At 40.2% G+C, this 13,069-nt stretch carries 8 protein-coding genes; 1 reads left to right on the top strand and 7 read right to left on the bottom strand.

Annotation, left to right across the window (positions count from 1 at the left end; translation table 11 throughout):
* Positions 1–19: 19 nt before the first annotated feature.
* Both rpsL and LKM37_03520 read right to left on the bottom strand, forming a co-directional pair.
* Complete coding sequence (gene rpsL, locus LKM37_03525; protein ID MCI1720078.1) at positions 20–409, bottom strand: 30S ribosomal protein S12; 390 nt, start codon at positions 407–409, stop codon at positions 20–22.
* Between the two features lie 75 nt (positions 410–484).
* On the bottom strand, positions 485–1,495 hold the full coding sequence (locus LKM37_03520) for an arginine deiminase-related protein (GenBank protein MCI1720077.1): 1,011 nt from the start codon (positions 1,493–1,495) through the stop codon (positions 485–487).
* Between the two features lie 139 nt (positions 1,496–1,634).
* Between LKM37_03520 and rocD the strand changes: the two genes are divergently transcribed.
* Positions 1,635–2,864, top strand: coding sequence for an ornithine--oxo-acid transaminase (gene rocD / locus LKM37_03515; GenBank protein MCI1720076.1), 1,230 nt, complete (start codon positions 1,635–1,637; stop codon positions 2,862–2,864).
* A gap of 91 nt (positions 2,865–2,955) precedes the next feature.
* Here rocD and LKM37_03510 read toward each other — a convergent pair whose 3' ends face one another.
* From LKM37_03510 to LKM37_03490, 5 genes are all read right to left on the bottom strand, one after another.
* Positions 2,956–4,647, bottom strand: coding sequence for a putative transporter (locus tag LKM37_03510; GenBank protein ID MCI1720075.1), 1,692 nt, complete (start codon positions 4,645–4,647; stop codon positions 2,956–2,958).
* Between the two features lie 74 nt (positions 4,648–4,721).
* On the bottom strand, positions 4,722–6,992 hold the full coding sequence (locus tag LKM37_03505) for a S46 family peptidase (protein ID MCI1720074.1): 2,271 nt from the start codon (positions 6,990–6,992) through the stop codon (positions 4,722–4,724).
* Between the two features lie 125 nt (positions 6,993–7,117).
* Entirely contained in the window at positions 7,118–8,794 is a 1,677-nt protein-coding gene (locus LKM37_03500) for a hypothetical protein (GenBank protein ID MCI1720073.1), read from the bottom strand.
* A gap of 21 nt (positions 8,795–8,815) precedes the next feature.
* Positions 8,816–10,081 carry a DUF4876 domain-containing protein gene (locus LKM37_03495; protein MCI1720072.1) on the bottom strand — a complete coding sequence of 422 codons (1,266 nt, stop codon included), beginning with the start codon at positions 10,079–10,081 and terminating at the stop codon, positions 8,816–8,818.
* Between the two features lie 30 nt (positions 10,082–10,111).
* Positions 10,112–13,069 (bottom strand): TonB-dependent receptor, encoded by a 2,958-nt coding sequence (locus LKM37_03490; protein MCI1720071.1) that lies wholly within the window; start codon positions 13,067–13,069, stop codon positions 10,112–10,114.

The raw sequence follows: 13,069 nt of genomic DNA, 5'->3' as shown, positions 1-13,069 counted from the left end.
ATTTTAAAACATTAATGACTTACTTCTTAGCTTTAGCGGCCTTTGGTCTCTTTGCTCCGTACAGTGAACGTCCTTGTTTACGTCCATCTACGCCTGCAGTGTCCAATGCCCCTCTAAGAATGTGATAACGTACTCCGGGAAGATCCTTTACACGGCCTCCTCTAACAAGAACAATACTGTGTTCCTGCAAGTTGTGACCCTCTCCCGGGATGTAAGCATTCACCTCTTTTTGATTTGTCAGCCTTACACGTGCAACTTTTCTCATTGCAGAGTTGGGCTTCTTAGGAGTTGTGGTGTAAACACGCACGCAAACTCCACGTTTTTGAGGACTAGAATCAAGCGCGCGAGATTTAGATTTGGTTACGATTCTCTTGCGCCCATTCCTTACTAACTGTTGAATTGTTGGCATAAATTATTGTTAATCTTTACTTTATGTAATTTCCCGCCCTTAAAAGCGGGTTGCAAAGATAACAATAGTTTTGTGTTATGCAAAATTTTCCGCAAGCATGCAGCGGGCGCTGCCGCCGCCGGCCGTCTCGATGGTATTAATGTCAGGTGCCACAATTGTGACATCTTCCTCCAGCTTTTTAATCTGTTCGGGAGTCAGCGACCCTTTTGCGGTTGCGGACATTACAAGAAGTTTTTTGCAAGAACTGTCGTGAGCCTTATCAGCTGCCTTGCCTGAATGCAGCTCCAGCATATTGCCGGCAAACTGCCCCATCTGCTCAAAGGATATTTCCACAATCTCTTTGCCGTTCTCCTCCAGCAGTTCTATAAGTCTTTCACGTTCAGATAAATCCGTGATTGAATCTAGACAAACAATTGCAAAGCGGGAACCAATGCTCATCATTACATTAGTATGATATATTGGCGTACCGTTCTCATCTGCAGCATCAAACAAGAAATAATCATAGTCCAGCTTCTCCGCAAATTTCTCCAAAACATCTTCATTGGTACGCGGGGACTTGCAGCAAAACGCCAGCTTATGCTCTCTATCAAGAACCATAGAACCGGTCCCCTCCAAAAATTTATTCTGCTTCTCAAATCCCGTAAGGTCCACAACTTTGTCACATTTTAGTCCCGACAGCTTATCCATTAATTTTTTTCTCTCTTCTCTGCGGTTGGGGGCAAACATAGGATAAAGTACAAGCGTACTTTCCGCCGATGTGCTTGCACAGCAAGCTCCGGAAGGATTTTTTCCGTCACAGCATGCATTAACAGACCCGTCACAGCAATGCACGGAAAAACAATTGTTTGGGAAGATGGAATCTGGAGTAAACGGCTGAGGGGTATCCTCTGCTACCATCACTTCAACGCCTGAATCCTGCAGCAGCTTGACATACGCGTCAAACTCTTTAAGAGCCTGTCGCTGAACTTTTTGAGCAGCCTCTTCATCTGCGGTTGTGTTTTGCTGAAACGCATTGTTTGCCGCTGTCTGCTCATTAAAGGCAAAACGTACCGGCCTTACCATCAATACTTTATTTGTTGTCTGCATAAAAAATCATTTTAAAGAATACTACAAAGTAAGTAAATTTTAACTGACTGCTTTTATAGTTTTCCATTATTTTACTACTTCACGTTTTTTTTTATAAATTTGTAAGCAATTAAAAAGGAACTACTTAAAAAACATAATTATGAAATTCACAGCAAAAGAAAAACACTATATGGACATGGAGTCCAAATACGGTGCTAAAAATTATCATCCGCTTCCCGTTGTTCTAGAAAGAGGCAAAGGGCCATTCGTATGGGATGTCAACGGAAAAAAATATTTTGATTTTCTTTCTTCTTATTCTGCTATTAACCAGGGACATTGCAATCCTAAAATTGTAAAGGCTTTGTGCGACCAGGCTCACAAATTGTGCTTGACTTCCAGAGCATTCTACAATACATCTCTTTGCGAGTATGAGAAATACATACATGAATTCTTTGGATATGACAGGATGCTTCCTATGAACTCCGGTGCAGAGGGAGTTGAAACCGCTCTTAAGCTTGCAAGAAGATGGGGCAACGTAAAGAAGGGTATTCCAAATAATAAAATCAAAATCATTTGCTGCGAAGGCAACTTCCACGGACGTACAATTACCGTGATAACCATGAGCAATGATCCATCATCATTTGCAAATTATGGTCCTCTTACCCCAGGATTTGTACAGATACCTTACAATGATACAAAGGCTTTGGAGAAGGCTCTTGATAAATATGGAAAAGAGACTTGCGCATTCATAGTAGAACCCATTCAGGGAGAGGCGGGCATAATGGTTCCGGATGACGGATATCTAAAGAAATGCTATGACCTTTGCCATAAACATAATGTTCTTTTGATTGCAGATGAGGTTCAGACCGGTATCGCAAGAACAGGCAGAATGCTTTGCAGCCAGTGGGATAAGATTCGTCCGGATATTGTTATTCTTGGCAAAGCTCTTGGCGGCGGCGTACTTCCTGTATCTGCTTGCCTTGCAGATGATGATATCATGTTGAACATTGCTCCCGGCGAGCACGGCTCAACGTTTGGAGGCTTCACTCTTGCAGCCCGCGTTGCTGTTGAAGCTTTGAAATTTGTTAAAGATGAACATCTGACAGAGAAAGCTGAAAAGCTTGGAAAGGTTTTCCGCGCAGAAATTACCAAGATTCATTCCCCTTACATTGCAGAGGTCAGAGGCCGCGGTCTTTTGAATGCCGTAGTTATAAAACCTCACAACGGTAAAGAGGCATGGGATGTTTGCCTGGAGATGATGAAGAATGGTCTTCTTGCAAAACCTACTCACAGACACATTATTAGATTTGCACCTCCGTTGGTAATAACTGAGGCTCAGATTAAACAAGCTGTAAAGATTATTGCAAAATCTATAAAGTCTTTGGAATAAAATAAATCAATAATTAAAGAGGGAGGGGCCTTTGATTTAAGACCCCTCCCTCTATTTTTTATTGTGTATCAGCTACTTATATGGCCATCACCTATAAGGCAATGAATATCAAAATCTGTGCGGTGAGAACCCGCAAGAACATTGTCAGCGGATATACGGTTGCATAACCTACTGCAGGATAACTATTTCCGGCAATCTCACCGGAGAATGCAAGCGCAGGAGGGTCCGTGGTACTTCCGGCAATCATACCAATTAGAGTCAGGTAATTTGTCTTTGTAACAAGCCGGGCAAGAATTCCTACAAGCAACAGCGGAACTAAAGTTATTATAACTCCGTAGCCTATAAGCATATACCCCTGATGATTTACTAGCGTATCTATAAATTTCTCTCCAGCACCAAGTCCAACGGCTGCAAGGAAAAGACAAATGCCAATCTCTCTTAACATCAAGTTTGCACTCTCAGTTGTGTAAGTAGGAAAATGAATTCTATTGCTAAAATGACCTATTAAAATTGCAATAATAAGCGGACCGCCGGCAAGTCCAAGTTTCACAGGCTGAGGCATTCCCGGGAATTTAAATGGAAGACTTCCAAGCAAAACTCCAAGCGCAATTCCCAAAAAGATAGCTGCAACATTTGGCTGCCAAAGTCTCTTTATTGAGTTGCCCATCAGTTCGCCCATCTGCTTAATTCCGCTCTCGCTCCCGACAGCTACTAATGTGTCACCAACTTGGAGCGCAATGTTGGAGGTTGCAACAATATCAACGCCTGAACGGAGAATTCTTATGACATTAACGCCATAAGCTGTCCTCAAATCTAATTGGCTAATAGTCTTGCCGTTAATGGAAGCTTTTGTGATTAATATTCTCTTGGATATTAGAGTTTTATCTAAACTTTCCCACTCTTTGATATCCATGTTCACAATTTTGCCCATAGAGGTTGCAATCTCATCAATTTCAGAATCTGCAGCAACTATCAGCATCCTGTCTCCGGCATTAAGTACGGTAGAAGGAGCTGCCAGGACAACAGTACCATTTGGTCTGCATAATCTTGTGATAACAAAATGCTTTTTATTAACGGCATGTAATTGCGCTACTGTTTTCCCGTTAACAATGTTTCCATTTACGGCACTGTCTGATATCTCAACAGTTATAATGCGCGGAGCGGAATCTTTTACGGAAGAGCCGGAATCAAGTTTTTCCGTTTCTTTCTCAATTTTTACTTTGAAAATAGACTTAAGTATCAGCATGGAAAATATAATTCCAAGCACTCCAAGAGGATAAGCCATTGCATATCCTATTGCAAGAGAAGGGTCAGCGGCTCCCGTCGCATCAGCAACTGTTTGCTGAGCCGCACCAAGTCCGGGGGTATTTGTAACCGCACCATAAAGAACGCCGGTCATTGTAATAAGAGAAGTGCCTGTTATTCTGTGAATTGCATAAGCACAGACACAACCCAGCAATACAATTAGAGTTGCCCACCCGTTAAGAGCAAGACCTCCTTTTTTAAATGATGATACAAAGTTGGGCCCTACGGAAAGACCTACGGAATAGACAAAAAGTATCAGTCCAAAATCTTTAACAAATCCCAAGGTAACGGGCTCTATTCTCATCCCAAAATGGGAGACAATAATTCCAATGAAAAGCACCCATGTTACTCCAAGGGAAATTCCCCCAACTTTAACTTTTCCAAGTAAAACGCCAAGAGTTATTACAATAGAGAGAATTATCACGGCATGTGCAACTCCCTGATTCATAAATAACTGTCCAAACCATCCTAATATCATAACTTCTAACTATACTAAATATTATTGCATCTAAAAGATTCTATTAATTGCAATAGATTACTTTTTATTTTAATTTATTTCTTCTTTTTTCCCGACAGCTTTGCTACAGGTTTTGCAGAATTTTCCGTTATGGTCATCTCTTTTAGCAAAGTATCGGCGTGAGCATACTTATCCAAAAACCACAAAACATATCTGATATCCAAATTTACGCAACGGCAATATTTGTTGTTAAAAAAGAACTCATCTGCAATGCCGTCTCTGTTTCCGTCAAATGCAAGACCTACCAGCTCCCCATTAGCATTCATTACGGGACTGCCTGAATTTCCGCCTGTTATATCGCATGTTGAAATGAAATCAACAGGGATTGTATTGCCGCTCATTGTACTGGTCCACCTCCCAAAATTCTTATTTTTGATTAAGGTGTACACAGCCGGATACATATTAAAATCATAATTTGTTGTATCTCTCTTCTGTTCAATTCCGGCCGCAGTTGATTGCCATGAATAATATACTCCATCTGCAGGAGCAATAGATTTTACATTGCCATAAGTAATTCTCATTGTAGAGTTTGCATCCGGAGCCTGAGCAACCCCTCTATCTTTGAGCATCAAATAAGTTGCACCAATGTACGCTCTGTTAAGCGTTGTCGGATTAAGCTTTTCAGCAGCCAAAATTTTGTTAACCTTCTGCCCAAGCTCAATTGAGTTCACAAAATCTCCAAATACTGCAAATGGTTCAGCTTTAACTTTTTCCGCAGTAATGCCGCTTGCAAAAAATTTGATTGTTTTAGTGCTGTCGCTGAAAATACTATTGGCGTACATCTCCTTGACTTTGTTCTCCAGATTGTCTCTGTTGTCATCCAAGAATTTCCTCAGCTCATTACTCATATATTGGCGGTCCACATGCTCATCAATATATTTTAGCATTGTATATGTAATCTCCTGCTCTACAGCCGGGTCTGTCTCCCGCTCTTGTTTTAGAGTCATATATAAAATTCCACGTACATCTTTATCTGAAGTATCCACGGTTGTAAGTTTTTTCTTCTCCATTGTCCTAACAATCGATCCTAATCTTGTAGAGTAAGTAACGGCTGCGCAACCTCTTACAAGCGCTTCCATTAACATTTGCCTGTTCTTGCTTACATCCTTGACAGAAGAGTAAGTTTTTTGCAATCCTTCAAGAACATCGCCATAAGCCTTAACTCTTTGAGGATCTGCATCTATCCACTGTTTAAGCTTTGCCTCTCTGACCTTGATTGTATCAATCGTCCCCTGCTTTCCAATACAGATGTTCTGCCATTTTGCATAGTCGCAATAATTGCTGATTTCAAAGTATTCATTTGAATATTTTAATCTTAGCAGCGGATCCTTGTCCATGAATTTCTTAATGACATCTAGCTTGGTCCTTCTAATTACGTATGTGATAGGATTTTCAACTGCATAGTGATATTCCAATTCAGGAGAAGAGACATATCTGCTTGTGCTGCCCGGGTAACCCATGACCATTGTGTAGTCTCCCTCTTTAACTCCTGCCGCTGAAACTTTCAGATATGCAGAGGTTTTCATCGGCACATTGTTTGGACTGTACTCTGCCGGCGAACCGTCGGGAGCTGTATAAATTCTATACATTGCAAAGTCACATTTGTGCTGAGGCCAGCCCCAATTGTCGGCATCATTTCCAAATGCGGCAACTGTAACGGGAGGCGCGCCAACAAATCTTACATCTCCATAAGTCTGACTGATATATAGATAGTATTTCTGACCGGCCCACTCTGACTGCAAATCAAAATCATATTTTTTAGCCTCTTCATCTTTGCCAAGCTTGGAAAGAAGTCTGCGCTGAACTTTCATCAAATAGCGGAATCCTCTGCCGCCGTGACAATCCATGCTGTCAACTATTGCCCTGCACTCATCTGTTACATCCAGAACGGTGCAAAGGAATGTTATTGTCTTTCCCTTGATTGGCATCTCATCTGAACGCTTCAAAGCCCAATAACCGTTCTCCAGGTAATTATGTTCCGGAGTTGAAAGCGCGTGAATATCAGAGTATGCACAGTGATGGTTGGTAATCATTAAACCATCGGGAGAAATAATACTGCCGCTGCACTCACCTCCATTAAGAGCAACAACTGCATCTTTTAAAGATGTGCCGCGTTTGTAAATACCTGGCTGCTGATATTTTGCATCTGAATATATTTGAGCAGGAGTAATCTTAATACCCGCTTTTCTCATCAATCCATAAAGCTGGGGATTAATATCATTCACCAGCCACATTCCGCCGTCAGCACGAGCTGCGGTGCAAAAGCCTAACACGCAAAGTGTTACAATAATTAAAGTTTTACGCATTTTATAAAGTTCAAAATTGTCCGCCAAAAGTAGCAATAAAAATTCAACTGCAACCTACCGGCGGCATGCAAAAAAAACGGCCGGCATGTTTTGCCGACCGTTTAAATATGATTTACGTTGTGTTCCTAGAAGTTCAAGCCAACCGCAACGCTGAACATCTGAGAATATTTGCCCGGAGCATAAATAATGTTTTTGCCCTGCATTCTTGTATAAGAAACGTCAGCATAAAGGTTACCCAGAAGCTTGCCGCCTAAAAAGTAAGTATATCTTAAACCAAAGTTATACAAACCTTTAGGTTGAGTGTAATATTCATACTCTCTGAAAAGCAGCAGATAGTTTGGCTTAGGCTCGCCTGTTGCAACTGTAGCGCTAAAGTTTGGATCCGTGTGCTTTTCAAGCACAGTGCCCCAGCCGTTGCTCCACTTTGCTCCTGCATAAACATCAAACATGCCTTTCTTGAACAAGAAATTTTTCCTTGCTTTTACATAGAAATCATTGTAAGTGATTTTTTGAGTGTAGTAATAAGGAAGGACAAATGAACTGTTGGAACGATTGGTAGAATGATCATATCCAAAGTTGACATCAACAGAAGGATTTAATTCTCTGCCTGCGCCGCGTCCAAAGGTCATTCTATAATCTAGATTCCAATCAAAGCTTCTTTTCGCAAATACTTGAACCTGACCATAATAAGTCATTGTTGAGATTCCGCTGACAATTTGTGTAGTGAATACCTGATCGCGATTCTTAATCTTATTATACGCACTTGTGAATGTCAGATAATCTGCAAAACTTCCATTGTCATAGCTAAGTTTTCCGGTATAAGTGAAATTCTTTCCATGTTCCTTGGAATATAGGTGCTGTCCGCCTTCTCCGGTTTGACCGCGCCTCTTGTAGAAAGAGAATTCATTATAGAAGCGCCATTTGCCGCCTCCGTTATCATCAAACTTAAACTCAACCTGACCACTCAAACCGTTGTATTTGCTAATAAAATATTGATCATCCATACACAGATTTTCCGTATCCCAGGCATCATGCAATCCAAAGAATAAGCCCTTGAACCAATACCCCGTATAGATAACATTGTTATCTGAAATCTTGGAATATCTGACTTCTTCATTGTATTTCCTATAAAAATAGCTTGCTCCAACATCCACATAATCAGATGTATATTTTGCGCCAAAATTAACATCCATGAATGCATAAGTTGTATTGTGACGCAAATCTCTCATCTTGGATAAGTTAGAGGTTTCATATTTTGCGCTTGCGCCAAGTTCCAGCCATTTTGTAGCATTAAACGCAACGCCTCCTGCAACTTTATAAAACTCTTGTCTTTTAGAAGTTGGTACAGTATCGGCTATAAAGTTTGTCAATCTCTCCGGATCAAGCACGCCGCTGAAAGTCATATTATTGCCTCTGAAGTTGTTATACTCTAACATACCGTGCATGGCAACTTTTTTAACTCTGGCATAGGACTCAGTCTTAAATCCGAAAATATTGCTATTATCTGATTCATAATATTTTACAAACTTTCCATTGTTGTAGTTAAAATAGGAACCAACATAAGAGAGCTCTTTATTATTCGCGATAGGAATATTAACTAGTCCGGCTGGATTCAAGCCTGTAATCCAAGCGCTCTTAAGAGGGACTATTTCAAATTTTGAAGTTTGCTTAAAAGTAACCAAAGAGTCATTAATCTGTTTCTTAAAGTACTCCGCATTTTTGCTGTTCTGCGCGTAACCACCCTCTGTAAAACCACATATAAAAAGAGCGGAAACTGCAATAAAACCAAATAAGTTTTTCATCTTTTTCATTTCAGTTCCTCCCTATTCATCTTTTAATAATTGGTGATCGCTGATAGCAAAATCTGCAAGCGAGTTATTAGTATCTTGCAAAATGGTTCTGCCGGCTTTTGCCGTAGCAGCCTCATCTACAATTCTATAAACAGTATGTCCCTTATATGAATTAGCCGCAGGAGGGAACAAAACATAAGAAGCATCTACAGATGCCGGTAATCTCTTATATTCTGTAGTTGATCTCATAACTTCCACCGCATCAAGTACAAATGAAGAAGGCACCATTATATATTCCATTGCTGAAGAAGTACCAGGTTTGCGGCTTCTATTGTTTGGATCGTTAATAAATCCTTGCGCAGTATTTCCTTGAATTTTGAATATCAGGGCCGTAGGCGAATTAATAGAGAACGCATACGCCGTGGAAGTTCCCTGTTTCCAAAGCAAATCCAGCCAATGTCCGTCAAGATTTGATGATGGAGTTGGATTGAAGGTCTTGTTTGTATAGCGGGAATTGTAGCATACAAAGTAATCAGACTTGCTCAAATCCACAGAATTAGAGTTAACCAAAGTGTGGTTGATAGCGCCCCTGATTACAAGCACTGCGTACTTGCCCGGCTGAACAGGGAAAGTTGTACCAGTTCCCGGCCATTGCCAAACAGCCTCTGTAATTGGGATAGTATCCCTTATAACCTTCTGACCATTAGCATCTTTATAAGACCATACGCTTGGAGAAGAGAGTGAGTTGTACGCCTCGGCACAACCAAAACACAGACTGTCCAAATAAGCTACCTGATCACTATTATTATAAATGGTCATGTAGGCATCAGAAAAATATGTCTTTTTTGTAGCAGGATTAAAGCAACCAGAAAAGTAAAGCTCCTTTATTACTAGCTGGCTGGAATATGACAATACTAAATCTACATTAAGATTTATGGAGCTTGCCGTAGTATCTTTAAGCTTAACTGCATCTATACTCTTATTAAACAAAGGTATTGTCCCTGATTCAGAAACACCTTTATCTGAAACAGATACTCTATAGAAACCATATTGCAAATCCGCAGAGCAAGTTCCCTTTGCATCTGTTGTAAGGTCATACTCAACTCCGTTAGAAGGGTTTATAACCTTAACAATTACACCGGCTCTTGTGAGAGAGGTATATTTATCGGGATAAACAAGCTGAATATTCAGCTTCTTTGTTCCGCTGACATAAGGGCTGTCATCCATCTTGTCCAGCTGCTTTGAGCAGGAACAAAATATCATTAAGCCTATCGAGATTAAAAATAATATCTTTTTCATATTCATTTCTTTATGAGTCTCCTTAGCCCTTTAAAATTTAAGTCTTAAAGTTGCTCCATAGGTGAAGTTTGCATTCTTCATCTGATACATTCCGGTAGACCAATATTTTATTCTGTGCATACTGCGGGAACAGTTATTTGCAAAGAATGAGATGGACGCTATCTTACCTATCTCTTTTGTAATACTGATATTTGCACTAAAGTAAGGGCCATTGCCGTCAGTAACATAAGTACTCTTGCTGCTCCTGTAGCTTATTAATGAAGCATATACAGGGTCTGAAGCCTCTTTTTCAGTGAACGGTCTTACTGTTCCGTCAAGCGTTTTGTAAGCAACCGGCCATGCGCCTGTAATATATTGCTTCTGGTGATAAACAGAACCTGAAACTCTGTTTCCGCTGTCATCTACAAGGTACGCCCACTCTTTACCATTGTAGTATGTTAGGTTCCTATCTCTCTCATAGAATTGAGCTTCTATTCTAGTTGAAATTGTCAAACGAATTTCAGGTATGTGAGTTACAAAAGTGACATTAGCGTTAATAAAATCTTTCTTGCTTCCATTGTATGTAGCAACTCTATTCATATTGCTGCCAACATAGTAAGCGACAAACTGATAAGAACGACCCTGCGCGCCAAGAGTTGAGTGTGGCAAACCGGATGCATAATATTCTACCAATCTAGTATCCAGGTTTTTAGTATACTCATACCTAGCGTCTGCAATAACAGAAGTTCTCAAAGGCTTAATAGTTCCAAAATCAATTGTTAGCTCAATACCCTGAGTAGTAATAGGTTGTAGGTTATTTGCCTTTGTGTTTCCAACAAAAGTAGTATCAAGAACAGACTTTGGAAGAAGTGTCTCGCCTGCAGTAGGGTTATCAAGATCTGTTACAAAGACATCTCCCGTAGAGTTGTCAATTCTAAAACTTGGATTTGCCGGAACAGATGTTTGCTCGTTAGTTCTTACATAAGCATAAGGAGCATAATCTGTAGTCGTTGTGTAAGTGTTCTTTGCTTTATTATTAAAATAAATTGCGGACACTTTTACACCGCCCAAGTTTACATCAAAGCCTAGCTCAATGTTTCTGTTCTTTGCCCACTTAAGGTCCTTGTTCTCTTGATTCTTATATACCTGGGTATTAACAGCATAGAAATAATTGCTGGTGTTATAATTTTTAGAATAAACAACAATATCACGATAGTTATCAAGAGGATATAAAATTCCAAGGGATGGAAGTTTTGTCAGCTGACCCCAAGCGCCTCTTATTGTGAAAGATCTTAGGAATCCGCTTCTCTTCTCTCTCATCAGACTCCACTTTAAATTGAAACGAGGTGACAAAGCAGAAGGATTGTTATACTGCATATTTCTTAGGTGCTGTCTCTCTGCTCTTAATCCGGCAACAGCCGTAACCATAGTCTGGCCAAAAGGAATTGATGCAACATCCTCTAAATATGCAGAATATGTATTAAGAGCTGGAATTTCCTTGTACGATCTGTCTCTGACACCGCCATTCATGGAAATTCCGGGATAAGAAACATTGGTTGAACTATTTGTCGCCAAATAAGAAATACCATCTCCCATATTCTGAGAATTTGCCCAGTCAACGCCAAGTTTCATATTATTATTAACTGTACCAAATTTTCTATTCCATGTAGCTTTCAAACCAAGTGAAGCATCAAATGGTTTGCTGTCATTGGTTGTTAAATAGTAAAAATTGTTTGGGAGATAAGCCATCTCATAATAGCCGTTTTCCAATGAGCTATAGCCAGGAATGATTGTAGAATAAGCATAAAAATCATTCTCTTTTTCTGTGCCGTTTTCATAGCTAATAGAGCCTTTGCCTTCCAAACTTGTAATCCAAGGTGCATTAATCAGCCATTTAACATCAGCGCCAAATCTCAAATTGCTCTGATTCTGTTTTTGCCATGTATTCTTGTAAGCATCAGGGTCTTGCTTGGCATGCTGTTTAGCAAACCCTCCAGCTAAAGTAAGATCAACTTTAAGAGGTCTTCCTGTTTTATTGAAAGTCCTCACGTAATTAACGCTGTAATTATTTCTGTAGTAAGTAGTGTAACGACTAACAGGATTGCTAAAAGCTTTTGCATATTCTGCACTTATATTCATTATACCCTTATCGTTCCCGAGCTCAAAACCTTTGCTTGCAGAGAACTGTTTAGTCTTTGGATTAATAGATATAGTCGCAGTATACGGAGTCTTTCCTTTCTTGGTATTAATCAGCACCATACCTGATGTCATATCGCCATATTCAACAGATGGAACTCCGGTGATAACTTCAACTGACTCAATATTTGAAGCAGCAAGAAATCTTGTATCTACTCCAGTTAATTTATTTGACAAATCATTTGATTGGAAAATCCTTTTTGTGTCATCAAAAGTTAGCATGGATGCATTGTTGGACAATTTAATTCCGTCCATCATAACTGCTGTTCCAAATCCGCCTGTAACCGCATCATCTCCTCTCAAGCTAATAACTGAAGCATCTGTAAGAGAATTCTTTGTAGTTGTTCCTCCGGGCAGCAAGCTCAAAATATCCGTAGCATTTACAACCTGCAGATGCTCAATAGCTTGCTTCTCCATCATTCTGGTAGTAGTTGCCGCGCTTTTGCTTTCCTGCGCCGTAACTGTAACGGAAGACAATGTTAAGTTGTCCTCTTTCAGCTTGAACTTCAAGTTCTCCATGTCCATCTCAATCTTCAGCGTCATGTCCTGTCCCTGATAACCAAGGCAAGAAATCTTAAGGGTAGTAGTACCCTTTGGAACTCTGTTGATTGTGAACTGCCCCTTTGAATTTGTTGTTGCCCACAAGCCGTACTCAGGCAGGTTGACGGTAACCATTTCCAACGGCGCGTCAGTGCCGTATTCGGTTATCACACCTTTTAGAGTAACACCTTGTCCCTTAGCAGTTTTGTTCTGCGCGGAGATAGAGGCAACACCAAATAGAAGAGCAAAGAAAATACAAATCAGTTTCTTCAT

Source organism: Bacteroidales bacterium, from assembly GCA_022647615.1.
GTDB lineage: Bacteria > Bacteroidota > Bacteroidia > Bacteroidales > UBA932 > Egerieousia.
The sequence above is the reverse complement of the archived record's forward strand: the minus strand, read 5'-3'. Positions and strand labels throughout refer to the sequence as shown.

Coding starts and splice junctions, on each gene's coding strand:
- LKM37_03490 (MCI1720071.1), bottom strand. CDS start 13,069: ATGAAGAAACTGATTTGTATTTTCTTTGCTCTTCTATTTGGTGTTGCC.
- rocD (MCI1720076.1), top strand. CDS start 1,635: ATGAAATTCACAGCAAAAGAAAAACACTATATGGACATGGAGTCCAAA.
- LKM37_03495 (MCI1720072.1), bottom strand. CDS start 10,081: ATGAAAAAGATATTATTTTTAATCTCGATAGGCTTAATGATATTTTGT.
- LKM37_03510 (MCI1720075.1), bottom strand. CDS start 4,647: ATGATATTAGGATGGTTTGGACAGTTATTTATGAATCAGGGAGTTGCA.
- LKM37_03500 (MCI1720073.1), bottom strand. CDS start 8,794: ATGAAAAACTTATTTGGTTTTATTGCAGTTTCCGCTCTTTTTATATGT.
- rpsL (MCI1720078.1), bottom strand. CDS start 409: ATGCCAACAATTCAACAGTTAGTAAGGAATGGGCGCAAGAGAATCGTA.
- LKM37_03505 (MCI1720074.1), bottom strand. CDS start 6,992: ATGCGTAAAACTTTAATTATTGTAACACTTTGCGTGTTAGGCTTTTGC.
- LKM37_03520 (MCI1720077.1), bottom strand. CDS start 1,495: ATGCAGACAACAAATAAAGTATTGATGGTAAGGCCGGTACGTTTTGCC.